General features: G+C 67.0%; 19 protein-coding genes (1 of these 19 running past the window's edge). 8 read left to right on the top strand and 11 right to left on the bottom strand.

Going from position 1 to position 17,185, the window contains the following annotated elements:
* Window positions 1-893, top strand: partial view of a lipopolysaccharide biosynthesis protein gene (locus tag Q9K01_RS02440; protein ID WP_305928617.1) — the 3' portion only. 694 nt of this gene lie to the left of the window's left edge; only the last 893 of its 1,587 coding nucleotides appear in the window; its start codon lies beyond the left edge, outside the window; it ends in the stop codon at window positions 891-893.
* Here the strand turns inward: Q9K01_RS02440 and Q9K01_RS02435 are convergent.
* Window positions 832-1,662, bottom strand: a complete 831-nt coding sequence (locus Q9K01_RS02435) for a glycosyltransferase (RefSeq protein WP_305928616.1) — start codon at window positions 1,660-1,662, stop codon at window positions 832-834. The genes Q9K01_RS02440 and Q9K01_RS02435 overlap by 62 nt on opposite strands.
* 131 nt (window positions 1,663-1,793) lie before the next feature.
* Between Q9K01_RS02435 and Q9K01_RS02430 the strand changes: the two genes are divergently transcribed.
* Together Q9K01_RS02430 and Q9K01_RS02425 are read left to right on the top strand one after the other, a co-directional pair.
* On the top strand, window positions 1,794-2,780 hold the full coding sequence (locus Q9K01_RS02430) for a retropepsin-like aspartic protease (protein WP_305928615.1): 987 nt from the start codon (window positions 1,794-1,796) through the stop codon (window positions 2,778-2,780).
* Between the two features lie 60 nt (window positions 2,781-2,840).
* Window positions 2,841-4,667 (top strand): ABCB family ABC transporter ATP-binding protein/permease, encoded by a 1,827-nt coding sequence (locus Q9K01_RS02425; protein WP_305928614.1) that lies wholly within the window; start codon window positions 2,841-2,843, stop codon window positions 4,665-4,667.
* Here the strand turns inward: Q9K01_RS02425 and Q9K01_RS02420 are convergent.
* The 5 genes from Q9K01_RS02420 to Q9K01_RS02400 all read right to left on the bottom strand — a co-directional run bounded on the left by Q9K01_RS02420 (window position 4,664) and on the right by Q9K01_RS02400 (window position 9,608).
* On the bottom strand, window positions 4,664-5,617 hold the full coding sequence (locus tag Q9K01_RS02420) for a hypothetical protein (RefSeq protein ID WP_305928613.1): 954 nt from the start codon (window positions 5,615-5,617) through the stop codon (window positions 4,664-4,666). The two genes, Q9K01_RS02425 and Q9K01_RS02420, sit on opposite strands and share 4 nt — an antisense overlap.
* Window positions 5,618-5,707: 90 nt before the next feature.
* Window positions 5,708-6,049 (bottom strand): hypothetical protein, encoded by a 342-nt coding sequence (locus Q9K01_RS02415; protein ID WP_305928612.1) that lies wholly within the window; start codon window positions 6,047-6,049, stop codon window positions 5,708-5,710.
* A gap of 1,084 nt (window positions 6,050-7,133) precedes the next feature.
* On the bottom strand, window positions 7,134-8,435 hold the full coding sequence (gene hslU, locus Q9K01_RS02410) for an ATP-dependent protease ATPase subunit HslU (protein WP_305928611.1): 1,302 nt from the start codon (window positions 8,433-8,435) through the stop codon (window positions 7,134-7,136).
* A gap of 58 nt (window positions 8,436-8,493) precedes the next feature.
* On the bottom strand, window positions 8,494-9,069 hold the full coding sequence (hslV, locus tag Q9K01_RS02405) for an ATP-dependent protease subunit HslV (RefSeq protein WP_305928610.1): 576 nt from the start codon (window positions 9,067-9,069) through the stop codon (window positions 8,494-8,496).
* A gap of 59 nt (window positions 9,070-9,128) precedes the next feature.
* Window positions 9,129-9,608, bottom strand: coding sequence for an outer membrane protein assembly factor BamE (locus tag Q9K01_RS02400; RefSeq protein WP_305929161.1), 480 nt, complete (start codon window positions 9,606-9,608; stop codon window positions 9,129-9,131).
* 214 nt (window positions 9,609-9,822) lie between these two features.
* Between Q9K01_RS02400 and Q9K01_RS02395 the strand changes: the two genes are divergently transcribed.
* Window positions 9,823-10,347, top strand: a complete 525-nt coding sequence (locus Q9K01_RS02395) for a ubiquinol-cytochrome C chaperone family protein (protein WP_305928609.1) — start codon at window positions 9,823-9,825, stop codon at window positions 10,345-10,347.
* A complete protein-coding gene (locus Q9K01_RS02390) occupies window positions 10,344-10,880 on the top strand; it encodes a YceD family protein (protein WP_305928608.1) in 537 nt (178 codons plus the stop codon). The genes Q9K01_RS02395 and Q9K01_RS02390 overlap by 4 nt, the downstream gene beginning before the upstream one ends.
* Window positions 10,881-10,902: 22 nt before the next feature.
* Here Q9K01_RS02390 and ssb read toward each other — a convergent pair whose 3' ends face one another.
* From ssb to Q9K01_RS02365, 5 genes are all read right to left on the bottom strand, one after another.
* Window positions 10,903-11,439 carry a single-stranded DNA-binding protein gene (gene ssb, locus Q9K01_RS02385; RefSeq protein ID WP_305928607.1) on the bottom strand — a complete coding sequence of 179 codons (537 nt, stop codon included), beginning with the start codon at window positions 11,437-11,439 and terminating at the stop codon, window positions 10,903-10,905.
* Between the two features lie 271 nt (window positions 11,440-11,710).
* Window positions 11,711-13,558 (bottom strand): ferrous iron transporter B, encoded by a 1,848-nt coding sequence (gene feoB, locus Q9K01_RS02380; RefSeq protein WP_305928606.1) that lies wholly within the window; start codon window positions 13,556-13,558, stop codon window positions 11,711-11,713.
* Entirely contained in the window at window positions 13,555-13,827 is a 273-nt protein-coding gene (locus Q9K01_RS02375) for a FeoA family protein (RefSeq protein WP_305928605.1), read from the bottom strand. Before Q9K01_RS02375 ends, feoB begins: the two co-directional genes overlap by 4 nt.
* A gap of 53 nt (window positions 13,828-13,880) precedes the next feature.
* Entirely contained in the window at window positions 13,881-14,522 is a 642-nt protein-coding gene (locus Q9K01_RS02370) for a COQ9 family protein (protein WP_305928604.1), read from the bottom strand.
* Between the two features lie 44 nt (window positions 14,523-14,566).
* Entirely contained in the window at window positions 14,567-15,220 is a 654-nt protein-coding gene (locus tag Q9K01_RS02365; protein ID WP_305928603.1) for an ankyrin repeat domain-containing protein, read from the bottom strand.
* Between the two features lie 51 nt (window positions 15,221-15,271).
* On the opposite strand from Q9K01_RS02365, the gene Q9K01_RS02360 reads away from it, so the two are divergent.
* From Q9K01_RS02360 to Q9K01_RS02350, 3 genes are read left to right on the top strand one after another with little or no spacing between them, the layout of a single operon-like run.
* Window positions 15,272-15,886 carry an SCO family protein gene (locus Q9K01_RS02360; RefSeq protein ID WP_305928602.1) on the top strand — a complete coding sequence of 205 codons (615 nt, stop codon included), beginning with the start codon at window positions 15,272-15,274 and terminating at the stop codon, window positions 15,884-15,886.
* Window positions 15,874-16,368, top strand: a complete 495-nt coding sequence (locus Q9K01_RS02355) for a YcgN family cysteine cluster protein (RefSeq protein ID WP_305928601.1) — start codon at window positions 15,874-15,876, stop codon at window positions 16,366-16,368. Before Q9K01_RS02360 ends, Q9K01_RS02355 begins: the two co-directional genes overlap by 13 nt.
* Window positions 16,365-17,105, top strand: a complete 741-nt coding sequence (locus Q9K01_RS02350; RefSeq protein ID WP_305928600.1) for a M48 family metallopeptidase — start codon at window positions 16,365-16,367, stop codon at window positions 17,103-17,105. The genes Q9K01_RS02355 and Q9K01_RS02350 overlap by 4 nt, the downstream gene beginning before the upstream one ends.
* Window positions 17,106-17,185 lie beyond the last annotated feature (80 nt).

Here is a 17,185-nt window from a genome sequence, read left to right as displayed (position 1 = left end):
CGGTGTTCGATCTCAAGGGGGCCGGCGCTATGGTCAGCTATGGCGGCGCGATGACGCTGTGCCAGATGCTGTGGATCGTCCAGAGCCAGAGCGACATCTTCATCGCCGGGCGGATCTTCGAGCCGTACGATCTGGGGCTTTATGCCGAAGCCCTGTTCCTCACGCTGATCGTCACCGGACGCTTTCTGCCTCCGCTCAACGAGGTGGCTTTCCCCGCCTATTCCGAACTGCACAAGGCGGGGCACAGCCTCGCACCCTATTTCCTGCGCTCGATGCGCAGCGTCGCCATCATCACCGGCCCGATCTACATCGGCCTCGCCCTTACCGCGCCCGAAGCCATCGCCACCTTGTTCGGCGAGAAGTGGCTGCCGATGGCACCGATCGTCGCCGGTTTGGCGTTGGTGATGCCGCTGCGCTCGCTCGAGATCATCTGCACCCCTGCGACGAACGCTACGGGGCGCCCGCGCATCTATGTCTACACCAGCCTGTTCGGTGCCCTGCTGTTCACCTCCGGATTTCTCGTCGGAGTCCAATACGGCGCGATGGGGCTGGTTCGCGCCTGGTGGGTCGCCTCGCCGCTGCTGCTGGCCTTCACGCTCGCGTTCACCCTGCCGGTCGCCGGGGTCGGGGCATGGGAGTGGTTCAAATCGATTTGGCCCGCGATCGTCGGCTGCGGTGCGATGGCCGTGGGCGTGATCGGGCTGGGGACGATCCTGCCCGACTGGCCCGCACCGCTCAGGCTGGCGGCGCTCGGAGCGGCGGGGGCCGCGATCTATGCGGCGGTCATCTGGTTCGGCTGGCGTAGCGTGGTCTACGACAGCTGGGCGATGGTCAGACGGCGGCCCGCATCCGCGCCAGAGCCAGGCGGTCGAATGCAAACCACAGCGGGCTGAACCGCGGGCGCAGCCGCGGCAGGCATTCGGGATAGAGATCGGCCATCCGCGGCGGCAGCGCTGCGGGACCCTCGCCCTGCATCAGCGTGCTGATGATCCGGTTCTGGAAATGGCGGACCGAATAATTGACCATCCGGCGCGCCTGCAGATTCAATCTCTTGGGGGTCAGCTGGGTCGGCTCGCACAGGAAGCCGCCGGTGTCGCACGGCACCACCGCATCCTCGCGGCGGTCGGCATCGCGGCCCAGATCATTGTTCGCCAGCGCCGCGATCAGACTGTCGTCGCCGACCAAATCTTCGGGCAAACGCACGCCGCTGGCGCGCAGGCGCGCGACGAAAGCCCCGCTCAAGGCATAGCAATCGCCGAATAGGCCGTGCTCCTCGGCCAGCAGCCGCCGGTAATAGGCCGCCCGCCGCCCGTTGCGCGGCATCCCCGCCGCTGCGTTGGCGTGCGGGTTGTTGCGCAGGCAGCGCTCGAGGCCGCGCACTGTGCCGGGCAGCAATTGGGCATCGCCATCGACAAAGACGTAGCAATCCGCCTCGGGCGCCTCGTCGAGCATGAAGCGGTTCCAGCTGCGCGCCTTGCCGCCAGCTGTATATTCGACCAGCCGGACCCCGCGATCCGCATAGCCGCGCACGATGTCCGCCGTGGCGTCGCTGCTGCCATTCACCACCACGGCGACCGCGGCCTCGTCCAGTGGAAGACTGTCGAGACACAGCGCGATCCGGCGCTCCTCATTATGGGCCAGAACGGCGATCTGGATCGTCATGGCCGGGGCGCTCGCATCATCGATCGCGCATCTATCAGCGCATCGCCGACCGGCATAGCGCGATCGCGCGCAGGCTCCTGCCGTTATTTGGCCATCGTGGCGTGATCTATCCCGAAGATTGGAGACGCGTCATGGCACGCATATTCTTGAACGCGGCGGCGGTTGGCGGTGCCCTCGTGCTGTCGCTCTGGCTTGCAACCCCGACCCCGGCGCTGGCGCAGCCCGCCTCGTCCGCACCGGTCGTGGAAGACGACCTCAATCCGATCGAGGATTTCATCGTCGATCTCGACCGCTATCTGCGCATGACGGTGCCCGTCACCATCGATGGAGCCGGACCCTTCCGCTTTCTTGTCGACACCGGCGCGCAAGCCACCGTGGTGACGCATCGCGTGACCGACCGTTTGCAGCTGGTCCCCAGCGGACAGGCGCTGCTGGTGGCGATGGGGAGCAGCCGCATGGTCGAGACCGTCGCGCTCGACGGGCTCGAATTCGCCAATCGGCGGTTCGACGGACTGACCGCACCGCTGCTCGACGACCGCCATGTCGGCGCCGACGGCATCTTGGGGCTCGACAGCCTGCAGAACCTGCGTGTGCTGATGGACTTTCGCGACAACCAGATCTGGGTTGCCGATGCCCACGACGATCGCGGTTCGGGCTACGAGATCGTCGTGCGCGCGCGACGCAAGCTGGGGCACATGATCATCACCGATGCGCAGATCGACGGGGTGCGCACTGCGGTGATCATCGACACCGGCGCCGCCAATTCGCACGGCAATGCCGCGCTGCGCCGTCGGTTGCGGGCGCGCCAGCAGGACCAATTGCTCACCACGGACGTCAACGGCTTCGAGCTCCGCAGCGATCTCGCGCTGGCAGGGACCCTGCGCATCGGCGGTTTGACGATGGCGCGGGTGCCAATCGGCTATGCCCAGAGCCCGGTGTTCGCGCAGCTTGGTCTCGACGATCGTCCCGCGCTGATCCTGGGAATGCAGAACCTGCGCGTGTTCGACCGCGTGGCGATCGATTTCGCCGACCGTCGCATTCTGTTCGATCTTCCCGACGGATCGCAGTCGGGCGCGATCAGGAAGCAGATCTTCTTCCCTTCACGGATCGGCACCTGACGCTGCCCTTCCCGCCGCTGCGCTTGTGCTGAGCGCCGCGGGGCACCAAATGGGCGGTCCATGCCGCCCGACACGATAACTTCCAGCACCCCGCGCGACGCCGAGAGCTGGGCCACGCTGCGGCGGTTCCTTCCCTATCTCTGGCCCCAAGGCAATCCGCAGCTGCGGGTGCGGATCGCGATCGCGCTGCTGCTGGTGCTGCTGGCCAAGGGCGTGATGCTGGCGCTGCCCTTCGCCTACAAGGGCGCGGTCGATGCCATGTCGACGCCGGCCAACGAAGCGGTGATGGTCGCGCTGGCGCTGGTGCTGGCCTATGGCCTGGGCCGCTTCTCCGCCACCGTGTTCGACAATCTGCGCAACATCGTGTTCGAGCGCGTCGGGCAGGAAGCCACGCGCAATCTGGCGGTCGACGTGTTCCAGCGCCTCCACCGCCTGTCGCTGCGCTTCCACCTCTCGCGCCGGACGGGCGAGGTCACCAAGATCATCGAGCGCGGGACCAAGAGCATCGATTCGATGCTCTATTTCCTGCTGTTCAACATCGCGCCGACCGCCATCGAGCTGATCGCGGTAGCCGTGATCTTCTATCTCAACTTCGGGCTGGGTCTGGTTGCCGCGACCGCGCTGGCGGTGGTCTGCTATATCGTGGTCACCCAGCGGATCACCGAATGGCGCACCGATCTGCGCCGCGAGATGAACGATCTCGACGGCACCGCGCTGTCGCGGGCGGTCGACTCGCTGCTGAACTACGAGACGGTCAAATATTTCGGCGCCGAACACCGCGAGGGGGAACGCTACTCGCGCGCCGCGCATGCCTATTCCGAGGCGGCGATCAAGTCCGACACCTCGCTCGGCCTGCTCAACATCACCCAGGCGCTGATCACCAATGCGCTGATGGCGGGTGCGATGGCCTATACCGTCTGGGGCTGGAGCCGCGGCGATCTGACCGTCGGCGATCTGGTGTTCGTGAACACCTACCTCCTCCAGCTCTTCCGCCCGCTCGACCTGCTCGGGGTGGTCTATCGCACGATCCGCCAGGGACTGGTCGACATGGCGCAGATGTTCCAGTTGATGGATACAGGCGTCGAGGTCGAGGACGCGCCGGGCGCCCCGGCGCTGGTGGTCGACCGTCCTTCGGTCACCTTCGACAAGGTCGTGTTCGGCTATGATGCGGATCGCACCATCCTGCAGGGACTCAGCTTCGAGGTGCCCGCCGGGAGCACGCTGGCCATCGTCGGTCCCTCGGGCGCGGGCAAGAGCACGATCGCGCGATTGCTGTTCCGCTTCTACGACCCGCAAGGCGGGCGCATCCTGATCGACGGGCAGGATATCGCCAGGGTCCGGCAGGACAGCCTGCGCGCCCATATCGGCATCGTCCCGCAGGACACCGTGCTGTTCAACGACACCGTGGGCTACAACATCGCCTACGGCCAGGAGGGCGCGACCCCCGACCAGATCGAACAGGCCGCGCGCGACGCCGCGATCCTGCCCTTCATCGAGCGTCTGCCCGCAGGCTTCGACACCGAGGTCGGCGAGCGCGGGCTCAAGCTGTCGGGGGGCGAGAAGCAGCGCGTCGCGATCGCCCGCACGCTGCTCAAGAACCCGCCGATCGTGGTGCTCGACGAGGCGACCAGCGCGCTCGATTCGCGCACCGAGCAGGACATCCTGCAGACGCTGCAGCGCGTATCGCAAGGCCGCACCACGCTGGCGATCGCGCATCGCCTCTCGACGATTGCCTCGGCCGATCGGATCATCGTGCTCGACCACGGCCGTGTGTCCGAGACGGGCTCGCACGAGGAGCTGCTGCGGCACGACGGTCTTTATGCGGAGATGTGGCAGCGCCAGGCGGCGGAGCGTCGGCCCGGGCCGGGGCTGGAAGCGGAAGTTTAGGGAAGTTTAGGCCTGGAACGCGAATCGGCGCGGCGCTTGGCGGCGGGCGGGTCCGCGACCATTTCTCCGTCCGGCCCGATGGTGCAGCCTTGCTTGGCGGCCTCGAGCCGGCGTTCGAACTCCTCGCCCAGCGGCATCGGATCAGACGGGGCCTCGGGCGGCAGCGGGCAATAGCGCTGCGGCAGCTGGCCCGGCATGATGTCGGCGACCTCCAGCTCGACGTCGAGTTCCTCGGGCGGCATCAGCGCGTGCGGCTCGGGCGGCAGCGCTGGTTCAAGCCGGGCGATGGCGGCGGCGAGCGGTAAAGCGGGGAGAGCGGGAGGCGCGTCGGCGGGTAGCTCGGCTCGGTGCGCGTGCGCATAGCGCTCGGGCAGATGCGCGCGCAGCAGGAACATCATCAGCCGCTCGCTGTAGCGGGTCTTGCAGCCGATCGCGATCCCGGCGCGGTCGAATACCGGCTCCTGCGTCCCCATAAGCGCGCGCTCGAAGGCGACATCGGCAAGCTTGAGCGCGCCCTGCTGGAGCGCCGCCGTCCACGCCACCGCGAACGCCTCCCCGCCCGGCGCGCGCCGCAAGCCATAGGCGCTCTGGACGCTCATCTGCACGGCAGTCGCCGCGGTCTGGACGCAGCCGCTGTCGGCCAGTGCCTCGATGAACAATCGCTGCCGGGCTTCCGACCACCCGTCCTTGCGCGGCCGGCGGCGGACCGGGATCCATTTGTACTCGGCCGGATCGAACCCGTGCGCATCGATATGCGGCGTGAGGCTGGGGCCAGGCTCGCCCCCCTCGCCCGGCGCAATCGTCCCGACCACCGCCGGAAGCGCAGGCGCGGGTGCGGGTGTGGGCAGAAGATCGGCAGCGGACCGCCCGTCACGCGCGGCGCAGGTCGAACGGGTGGCGGGACAGTCGGGGCGCTCGGAGTGGCCCGGGGACTCGCGATGTGTGCTCATCCGCGAGTTTGGAACATAAAAGGAACGTGTAGGAAAGTGGTTTTTGGGCAGAGCGGGGTGGCGGGTGGATTTTGGGGTGGGAAGCGGACTTTATTGCTTGCCCCAATACGCCGTGTAACTCGGATGCTCTTTGAAAAGCTCATCAAAGCTCGGCTCAAATATTCCGATCAAATCAACCTGGCGCTCATGCAAAGTGGGATAGTCTTGGATTGAGATGGCCTCACTCTTCACCATTGACCCATCAGCCATTTCTAGCCGTAAGATTTCAGTGCGATCGCCAACGTAATCTCCGTCGATCACATTGGCGTGTCGGTTCGCATCATAGTCTCTTGCCGGAGAAAACTTTGCCATTGCCACACACATGGGTGGGTCGAGCGCAAACACGTCAGCGTCGCCAATGTGTGTTTCACCTTCAAGGATTTTCAGCCGCATGCTCCCGAATTACAGCAAGTTTTCGACGACCGCTATTGGGTCGTGAACCGACAGGCGGCTTTTGGTACAGTATAGCAGCAATCGGCCCTCCCCCGTTCATCGAGATCCTCGCGGCATTGGCAAATCGGTCGGGGGCTGCCCCCCGCGTCGCCCCGTGCTTGACCCGGGGCCCCGCTTTCGTCGTTGCGAGGAGCGCAGCGACGAAGCAATCCAGGGCGTAGCGTCGCGGCTGAGCGACTGCGTTGGTGCCGGGCGGCACGCGCAGTCCATGGATTGCCGCGCCGCCTGCGGCGGCTCGCAATGACGAGGGATGGATTTGGTCGCGGAGGGGTGCCTGCCGGTGGCGCTCGTGGCTACGCGCGCCGTACCCCCACCCCCGGCGCCTCCCCAGGGGGAGGGGAGGACCTCGCTACCCATCGGGACGAACGCGCGGGGTTTTCCGATGCCCCCGGACGGCTCTCGCGCTCAAACGCACTAGCCCCCGTTCTCGTCATTGCGAGGAGCGTAAGCGACGCGGCAATCCATGGCGTGAGCTCCGGGCTCATGCGGCGGGCGGGACGGGCGGAAATCTCCGGCCGTGGATTGCCGCGCCGCCTTCGGCGGCTCGCAATGACGAGGGGAAGGGTTTGTCCGCGGAGGGGTGCCTGCCGGTGTCGAGCTTTTGGGCACGGAGGCGGCGGGACCCCGGGTCGAGCCCGGGGCGACGATTCGGGCGAGCGCCGCTAGCTGCCGGGCAGCCCTCCTTCTCCTCCCCCTTGAGGGAGAGGTCGGGTGGGGGTGTTCGGCGCTCGTGGCTACGCGCGCGGTACCCCCACCCCCGGCCCCTCCCCCGGGGGAGGGGGGAGGGCCTTGATACGAAGCGGGGCGAGCGCCTCGGGGTTTTCCGATGTCCCCGGGCCACGCTCGCGCTCAAACGGGCCCGCCCCCGCTCTCGTCATTGCGAGGAGCGTAAGCGACGCGGCAATCCATGGCGTGAGCTTCGGGCTCACGCGGCGGGCGGGACGGGCGGAAATCTCCGGCCGTGGATTGCCGCGCCGCCTGCGGCGGCTCGCAATGACGAATGGAGGGGGTGTCCCCGCTCAGCCTACAGGATGTATTTGCTCAGATCCTTGTCGCCGGCCAGATCGTCGAGCCTTTCGCGGACATAGGCGGCATCCACCGTCACCGTCTCGCCCGCGTGCTCCTCGGCCTCGAAGCTGATGTCCTCAAGCAGCCGCTCCATCACCGTCTGCAGCCGCCGTGCGCCGATGTTCTCGACGCTTTCGTTGACCTGCGCGGCGATCTTGGCGACCTCGGCCACCGCCTCGTCGCGAATGTCGAGCGTGACGTCCTCGGTCCCGATCAGCGCCTTGTACTGTTCGACCAGATTGGCGCGGGTTTCCGAGAGGATGCGGACGAAATCCGCCTCGGTCAGCGCGCGCAGTTCGACCCGGATCGGCAGCCGGCCCTGGAGTTCGGGGAGCATGTCCGAGGGCTTGGCGACGTGGAAGGCGCCGCTGGCGATGAAGAGCACGTGGTCGGTCTTCATCGGCCCGTATTTGGTCGCCACCGTGGTGCCCTCGATCAGCGGCAGCAGGTCGCGCTGGACGCCTTCGCGGCTGACCGAGCCGCCGCGCACGTCGGAAACCGCGATCTTGTCGATCTCGTCGAGGAAGACGATCCCGTTGGTTTCGGCATTCTCCAGCGCGACGCGGGCGACATCGTCCTGGTCCATGCGCTTCTCGGCCTCTTCCTCGACCAGCTTGTCCCAGGCGTCGGGGACCTTGAGCTTGCGGCGCTTGGCGGCGGATTTGCCCATCGCCTTGCCGAGCATGTCGGACAGGTCGATCATCCCGACCCCGCCGGGCATGCCGGGGATATCCATCGACTTGTTGGGCGCATCGCGCACCTCGATCTCGACCTCGGTGTCGTTCATCGCGTTCTGGACGATCCGCTCGCGGAAGGCCTCGCGGGTGGCTTCGGAGGCGTTGTCGCCGACCAGCGCGACCAGCAGCCGGTCCATCGCCGCCTCGCTGGCGGATTCGCGCACCGCCTCGCGGCGGCGCTCCTTCTCGAGCCTTATCGCTTCCTCGACGAGGTCGCGGGCGATCTGCTCGACGTCGCGGCCGACATAGCCGACCTCGGTGAACTTGGTCGCCTCGACCTTGACGAAGGGCGCTTCGGCAAGCTTGGCCAGCCGCCGGCTGATCTCGGTCTTGCCGCAGCCCGTGGGGCCGATCATCAGGATGTTCTTGGGCGTGACCTCGTCGCGCAGCTCGGGGCCGAGCTGCTGGCGCCGCCAGCGGTTGCGCAGCGCGACGGCGACCGCGCGCTTGGCTTCCTTCTGACCGATGATGTGCTCGTCGAGCGCGGCGACGATCGCCTTGGGGGTGAGGGCCTGGATCATAGAATCGACAGTTTTCCGTTGAGGTTCGCGCCATAGGATCGGCGCCGAATATGAAGGGTCAGACGGTCTCGATCGTCACATTGCCATTGGTGAAGACGCAGACATCCGCTGCAACCGCCATGGCCCGGCGCGCGATCTTCTCGGGATCGTCCTCGTAATCGGACAGCGCCTTGGCCGCGGCGAGCGCGAAATTGCCGCCCGAGCCGATCGCGGCGATCCCGCCCTCGGGTTCGAGGACATCGCCATTGCCGGTGAGGACGAGGAGGTTGTCCTTGTCCGCGACGATCATCAGCGCTTCCAGATTGCGGAGGTATTTGTCCATCCGCCAGTCCTTGGTCAGCTCGACCGCGGCGCGCAGCAATTGTCCGTTGTACTGATCGAGCTTCTTCTCGAGCCGTTCGAACAGGGTGAAGGCATCCGCGGTCGCGCCCGCGAAGCCGGCGACCACGGTTTCCACCCCCTTGTCGTCCTTCGCGCCGATGCGGCGGACCTTCTTCGCATTGGGCTTCATCACGGTGTTGCCCATCGAGACCTGTCCGTCCCCGGCAATGACCGTGGTGCCGCCGCGCTTGACGCCGATGATGGTGGTGGAATGCCAGGGGATCAGCCCGCGGCGGGAATCTGTGTCAGCCATGCGCGCGATATGGGGAGCGCGCCGGTTCGGTCAAGCGGCACGGTCAGGCGCGGGCACCGTCAGCCGCCCGGGCCCGGACCGGCACCGCCGGTGCCCGGCGCTCCGACCGTACCGATATTGCCGAACAGGTCTTCCAGGAAGCTGCGCTCGCGGCCCAGCGTCGGGGTCTCGTCGCTTTCGGGCGAGAGATAGACCACCTTGTCGATCCCGGTGCGGTCGGAGGCGACCACATTGCCATCCGCATCGAACTTCACCGCCAGCACCGAATGCTGCCGGATCGTCGGGCGCACGAAGGGTCGGCGGCCGGTGGTGCTGGAGACGTAATACCAGGTCGGGTCGCCATATTGGCTGGTGAAGGTGGGTCGGCCCAGAGTCTGTTCGACCGAGCGCCGGTTGTCGATCCCGGGCTGGATCACGTTCACCAGCGTACTGTCGACGATATACCCGCGCGGTTCGCGAATCGAGGTGCATGCCGAAAGCGCGAGCACGGTGCCCGCGACCAGAATTGCCTTGCAGGCGAGGCGACCGTTTGCGCGCATGAGACTCACTCGAACTCCAAATGCCGAGGCGCGGCTTGGCCGGAACCGCCGCGCAACCTATATGTCGTGGGCACGCCTTAAGCCGCCGTGCGCCTGCTTGCAATGCGCGAGCCCGGCATGGACGGCGCATCGGCTGCAGTGCCGCGCTTGGAAGGCGCGGCTTGAATTGCCGCTGAACACGGCGACCCTGCAATTTCTGTCGATCCGGAGACCGATGACCTTTCTTTCCCGCCTCTTTCGCCCTCGCGCCGATCCGCGCGAAGCGCTGCGCCCGCTGTGGCACCGCACCGTCGAGATCGCCCGCGAGCCCGAATGGTACGCGCAATGCGGCGTCGCCGACACGCTGGAAGGGCGCTTCGACATGATCACCGCCGTCCTCGCGCTGGTGCTGCTGCGGATGGAGAACGATCGCATGCTGGCGGCGCAGACCGGTCTGCTGACCGAGCTCTTCGTCGAGGATATGGACGGCCAATTGCGCCAGTCGGGGGTGGGCGACCTGATGGTCGGCAAGAAGATCGGGCGGCTGATGGAGACGCTGGGGGGCCGGATCGGCGCCTATCGCGATGCGCTGAGCGAGCAGGAGGCTGCACGGACCGGTGCGCTCGCCTCGGCGGCGCGGCGCAACGTCACGCTTGCGGACGAGAGCCGCGCCCCGGCGCTCGCGGAGCGGCTGCTGGCGCTGCAGGTCCGGCTGGCCGCCGTGGATGCCGACCGCCTGCTGGAAGGGACCATGCCATGAGCGCGGCCAACCGATCGCAACAGGGGGAATTCGAACGGATCGTCAAGCTCGATCGCCTGCCGCGCGAGCCGTTGAGGATCGAGGCCGACGAGGCCGAGCGTGCCGCGCTGGCGCGCCGCTTCGCAATCGACGGGGTGCATTCGCTGGAGGCCGAAGTGCATTTCGTGCCGGAGGGCACGATCGTGACGGCGACCGGTCGTCTGACGGCCGAGATCGACCAGCTCTGCGCGATCTCGGGCGAGCCTTTCCGCAACCGGATCGACGAACCGCTGTCGATGCGCTTCGTCCCCGCCAGCGAGGAGCCCGAGTTCGATCCCGAGGAGGAAATCGAACTCGACTCCTCGGAACCCGACGAGATTTATTACGAGGGCCAGGCGTTCGATCTGGGTGAGGCGGTCGCGCAGAGCTTCGGGCTCGCGATCGATCCCTACGCCGAAGGTCCCGATGCCGGGACCACGCGCGAGAAGGCGGGGTTGCTCGACGCGGCGCCGAGCGGTCCCTTCGCCGCGCTGGCCGCGCTCAAGAAGGACTGAGCGCGGCGCGGGCGAGAGCTTCCTAGAACGGGATGTCGTCGTCGAGATCGTCGTAGTTCGAGCCGCCGCTCGAGCCGCCGCCGCCGGAGCTTCCCCCGGAACCGCCACCCGAGCCGCCGCCCCAATTGTCGCCGCCGCCGGAGGACTGGCCGCCATAGCTGCCCGAGCGCTGGCCGCCACCCGCGCCGCCGCCGCCGCCAGCCCCGCCGGGACCGTCGAGCATGGTCAGCGTGCCGTCGAAGCCGCGCAGCACAACTTCCGTCGAATAGCGGTCCTGGCCGTTCTGGTCCTGCCACTTGCGGGTCTGCAGCTTGCCTTCGACGAAGACCTTGCTGCCTTTCTTGAGGAAACGCTCGACCACATTGACGAGCCCTTCGGAGAAGATCGCCACCGTGTGCCACTCGGTGCGCTCCTGGCGCTCGCCGGTGTTCTTGTCCTTCCACTGCTCGCTGGTCGCGATGCGCAGGTTCGCGACCTTGCCGCCGTTCTGGAAGCTGCGGATTTCGGGATCGGCCCCGAGGTTTCCGATCAGCATGACTTTGTTGAGGCTACCGGCCATCGATTCGTTCCTTCTTGTGTGTTGCGTGGGGCCTATCGGATGGCGGGCACGGGGGCCAGTGGGGTTTGCCCCGCTATCACAACCCTTGTTCGAGTGATTCACGCGAAGGCACGCAGAGGATGAGCCGGCGGCGGAGCCGCCATTTTCGATTCACATGAAGACACCAAGATGTCCTGCCCGCTTGCGAGGGAGCGCGGTATTCTTCGTGTCTTCGTGTGAGAGATTCCGCGGCTCCGCCGCGCAAGCTTTGCCCCCGCGCCTCCGCGCGAACCTACCAGCCCAGCGCCACCGCACCCCAATACGTCAGCCCGGCGAAGATATAGGCCAGCGCGAACAGGTAGACGACCATGAAGATCGGCCATTTCCAGCCATTGGTCTCGCGCCGCGCGACCGCCAGCGTCGAGAGGCACTGCGGGGCGAAGACGAACCAGGCGAGGAAGGCCAGCGCGGTCGGCAGCGTCCACAGATCGGCGATCCGCTCGGTGACGCCCTGCGCGGCGAGTTCCTCGTCCTCTGTCTCGACCGCATAGGTAGTCGCCAGCGCGGAAACCGCGACCTCGCGCGCGGCCATGGCCGGAATGATCGCCAGGCTGATCTCGCGGTTGAAACCGATCGGCGCGAGGATCGGATGGAGGCCGTCGGCGATCGTCCCGGCGATGCTGGCATCGAGCTGGCTTTCGCCCGGTTCCGCCTCCGGGAAGCTGAGCAGCACCCACAGCGCGATGGTGGCGACGAAGATGATCGTGCCCGCACGGCGCAGGAACACCCAGGCGCGCTGCCACAATCCGATGCCGAGATCGCGCAGGCGCGGCATCTGATAGCGGGGCATTTCCATGATGAAGCCGCTCGCCGCGCCCTTGGCCACCGTCCCGCGCAGCACCAGCGCCACCACCATCGCGCCGACGATCCCGGCGAGATATAGAACGAACAGCACCAGTCCCTGAAGCCCGATACCCGGACCGACGGTGGTCTGGGGGATGAAGGCCGCGATGATCACCGCATAGACCGGGAGCCGCGCCGAACAGGTCATCAGCGGCGCGATCAGGATCGTGGTCAGCCGGTCCTTGGGATCCGAGATCGATCGGGTCGCCATGATCCCGGGGATGGCGCAGGCGAAGCTGGAGAGAAGCGGTATGAAGCTTTTTCCCGACAGACCCACGCCCGCCATCAGCCGGTCCATCAGGAACGCGGCGCGCGCCATGTATCCGCTCGCCTCCATCAGCAGGATGAAGAAGAACAGGATCACGATCTGCGGCAGGAAGACGACCACCGAGCCGACGCCCGCCAGCACTCCTTCGGTGACGAAATCGCGCAGGACTCCCTCGGGCAGCAGCGCGATGGCCCAACCGCTCAAAGTGCCAACCAAACCTTCCAGAGCATCGGCGAAGGGAGTCGCCCAGGCGAACACCGCCTGGAACACCACGAACAGCAGCGCGAACAGGATCAGCGGACCGACCCAGGGATTGAGCAAGACCCGGTCGAAACCGTTCTCGACGGTGTGGCGCGTCGTTCGCGACAAGATCGTACCGCGCGCGATGTGCTTCGCCGCCAAGCGCCGCTCGGTCTGAGTCAAATGCCAATGGCGCTGCGGGGCTTCAACAGCGTGGCGTTCCGCCTCGGCGATCGCCTGGCCGAGTTCGGCGATACCCTTGCGTCGCACCGCGACGGTCGGAATCACCGGAACGCCCAACGCGGCGGACAAGGCTGCGGGATCGAGCGTCAGGCCGTCGCGTTCGGCAAGATCGACCATGTTGAGAGCGACCACCGTCGGACGGCCAAGCTCGAGGACTTCCTGCGCAAACACCAGATGCTGTTCGAGATTGGCGGCATCGAGCACGAGGACGATGACGTCGGGCAGCTTCTCGCCCTCGAAGCTGCCCTGGATGACCTGACGGGTGACTTCTTCATCGGGGCTCGCCGAATCCAGCGAATAGGAGCCGGGCAGGTCGAGCAGCTCGAGCGATTCGCCGCTCGGCAGCGTCAGCCGGCCCGCCTTGCGCTCGACCGTTACGCCGGGATAATTCGCGATCTTCTGACGCGCGCCGGTGAGCGCGTTGAACAGCGCGCTCTTGCCCGAATTGGGATTGCCGACCAGCGCGGCGCTGCGGTGACGGCTCATGCCGCTGCCGCCGTTTCGTCGGCGCCGCCGTCGAGCAGTTCGACCTCGATCGCCAGTGCGTGCGAGCGACGCAAGGCGATCGTCATATTGCCGAGCCGCAGAGCCAGCGGATCTCGCGTCCCGAAGACCCCGCGATGAATCACCGCCAGTTCCGCGCCCTCATCGATGCCGAGCGCGCGCAACCGCTTGGCCTCGTCCATCGCCAGCCGATCCCAGGCGACGGCGACGATTCGCGCCTGCCTGCCGTATTCGAGCCCATCCAGTGTCATGGCAGCGCGCTGCCAGAGACAGGGGCTATTTGCAACCGATTATCAATAGCGCGTCAGCGTGCGGGGTAGCGCAGCCGTCCGAGAAATCGCGTGACGCTGAAGCGATCGCGGTCGGGCTTGAGCCATTTGGCCTTGGCCTTCTCGAACCGCATCACCCCGTCGATCCGACGATCGAGGAAGGCGCGGGTGTCCACCTTGCCTTCGCTCGCGTCGTCGAGAAAGACCGCCAGCGTCGCGCCGTAGATCGCGGCGAGCGTGGCGCGCTTGGTGTAGTGGTTGTAATCGGTCGCCGTGTCGCCGGCGAGCCGCCACATGACATCGGCGCTGTGCCAGCCGGTGCGCAAAGCCGCCGCGGCGTTCTGCGGCATGGCCATGATCGCCATCGCCCGGCGCAGCGCTTCCTCGCGCCCCGCCACGGCATCGAGCCGGAACTGGACCAGAATGCGGATCCGCTCGCGGATCTTCATCTGCGCCAGCTTTTCGGGCGGCAGCGCCACGGCCATCGCTGTATCGATGGTCTCGATCCAGGCGGCAATCATGTCCATCGCGCCGCCATCGTAGGCCAGTCGCGCCACATCGGCATCGACCCCCGCCTGCTGCGCCGCCATGGCGAGCGCGGCGTCGCTCCAGCCATCGAACACCGCCGCATCCGCAATGAGCGGAGCGAGATGCAGCCGCAACTCGTCCAGCGTCATCTCTGCGGGGGCTACTGCCGGGTCCGGAGCATCGCTTGCCATGATCAGAGGCTCGGCCCGTAGGATTGCCGGGTGCCGTCGGCGCTGCGGTCCTTGTCGGCCTGCGCGATGACATCCGTGATCTGCGTCCCGCCGGAAATCAGTGCGGCATAATCGCGCGCCGAGCGGCCCGAATTGTCGTTGCGGTCGGGGTTCGCACCCTTGTCGAGCAGCAAGCGGATCATGGGCACGTCGCGCCGGTGGATCGCGGAGATCAGCGGGGTCTCGCCCGCGGCATTGCTCTGATCGACGCGTGCGCCGGCTTCGAGCAGCGCCTCGACGCCCTCGATAAACCCGAGATTGGACGCGATCTGCAGGGGAGTGATGCCCTTCTTGTCGGCGATGTCGGGGTTGGCACCCTTGCTGTGAAGAAAGCGGATCCAGGTGAGGTCGCGGCGCTCCACCACGATATGCATCGCGGTGCGCCCGCTGGTGATGTCGCGGGAATTGGCGATCACGGTGCCCGGCTGGTCGAGCATCTCGGTCACCGTCGCGCCTTCGCGGTCTTCCACCGCCTTGAGGAACTGATAGCCCTCGGAGAAATTCTGCCCCGCCAATGGACCCGCCAGCAGCGCTCCGGCGAGCGCAGCAGCCAATCCGTATCTTGTCCCGACCCGCAGCTTCACCTGACCAACCTCGCGTGTTTTTCGCATTTGCATGGGGCACAGCCCTTGTGCCGCCAGCGTTAGCAGAGCATGAATTGCAACGCCATGGCCCACCGCAAAGCGTTGTCGCTCGCCCTCCCCGCCCCGCTGCTCCTGCTCGCCGCCCTGACCGGCTGCGATTCAGCCGGTTCGTCCGTCGACGCGGGCGAACCGCCGCTCAAGGGCGCCGCGATCGGCGCCCCCTTCGAGCTGACCGGCGAGACCGGCGACACGGTGCGCTGGAGCGATTTCGACGGACAGTACCGGATCCTCTATTTCGGCTACGCCTATTGCCCCGACATCTGTCCGACCGATGTCCAGCGCGCGATGGCCGGATTGAAGCGCTTCGAGGAAGAAAATCCCGAACTGGGTGCTCAGGTTCAACCGCTTTTCATCAGCGTCGATCCGGAGCGCGACACGCCCGAAGTGCTGCGGGAATTCACCGACAGCTTCCACCCGCGGCTGATCGGCATGACCGGCGAGACCGAAGCGCTCAAGCATGTCGCCAGCGATTTCGGCACAACCTTTTCGAAGGGCGAAGTACAGCCGGGCGGCGGCTATCTGATGGATCATCTGGGCTACACCTATCTGTTCGGCCCCGCGGGCGAGCCGCTGGCGATCCTGCCGACCGATCTGGGGCCAGAGGCGGTGGCCGAGGAGCTGGACAAATGGGTGCGCTGAGGGAGCGCTTCTGGGAGCGCCCGCTGGCCGAGCTCACCCGCCCCGAATGGGAGGCGCTGTGCGACGGCTGCGGGCGTTGCTGCCTGCACAAGATGGAAGACGAGGACACCGGCCGGATCGAGGAGACCAACGTCGCGTGCCGCCTGCTCGACTGCGCCAGCGCGACCTGCCGCGACTATCCCAACCGCAAGAGCTTCGTTCCCGACTGCCTGCGGCTGACGCTCAAGATCGTCGATCGGGTGCCCTGGCTGCCCTCCACCTGTGCCTATCGCCGCCGCGCGGAAGGCCGGTCGCTGCCCGATTGGCATTACCTGCTGTCGGGCGACCGCGAGGCGGTGGTGCGCGCGGGCGTTTCGGTCGCTGGCCGGGTCGTCAGCGAAGTGGATGCCGGGCCGCTCGAACACCATGTCGTCGAGTGGGACGAAGAGGGCGATGGTGGGGGCCAAGGCGGCCGCGACTGGCACCGGGAAGCCGCAGAGTGATCGAGTGGCTGCGCGGCGATAGCAGGCCCGCTGCCAAACCTAGGGCGCCTACGATCGAGCTATCGGGTCGCACTCTGCCGATTGCGCTCAACCGCCATCCGCGCGCCAAGCGGCTGACGCTGCGGCTGGCGCCCGATGGCAGCGCGGTGCGGATCACCCTGCCGCGCTGGTGCCGCAGCGCCGACGCGGTGGCTTTCGCCGCGGTCCGCCGCGAATGGCTCGAGGCGCAATTGGCCAAGGTTCCGCAAGCGACCGACCCGGTCGCGCGCGGCACGATCCGCTACCGCGGCAGCGAACTCGCGATACGCTGGGCCGAGGACGCGCCGCGCAAAGCCATGCTGGAAGAGCGCAGGATCCGGCTCGGCGGTCCGCACCACACGCTGCCCCACCGGCTGCATCGCTGGCTCGAAGCCGAGGCGATCCGGCTGATGCGCGCGGATCTGGCCCATTATTGCACCAGCGCCGGCCTTTCGCCGCCCGATCTGCGGCTTACCCGCGCGCAGCGACGCTGGGGCAGCTGTTCGAGCAAGGGCGTGGTGCGGGTCAATTGGCGGCTGGTGCAGGCGCCCGATGCGATCCGCCGATCGGTGGTGGCGCACGAAACCGCGCATCTGGTCCATTTCGACCACAGCCCGGAATTTCACCGCTTGCTTCGCGACATCTACGAAGACGATGTGGACGCGGCCGACGCCTGGCTGCGCGCGCACGGTCGCAGTCTCTACACCGATTTCGGGTAGGCCCTCGCGGGTCTTGCGACCGGTCGAACCGACGGGCTGATAAACAGCCGGCTGGTAACTTGGCGCCGGCCCCCCTATCT

The organism is Qipengyuania benthica (genome assembly GCF_030717865.1).
Taxonomy (GTDB): Bacteria; Pseudomonadota; Alphaproteobacteria; order Sphingomonadales; family Sphingomonadaceae; genus Qipengyuania; species Qipengyuania benthica.
The sequence above is the reverse complement of the archived record's forward strand: the minus strand, read 5'-3'. Positions and strand labels throughout refer to the sequence as shown.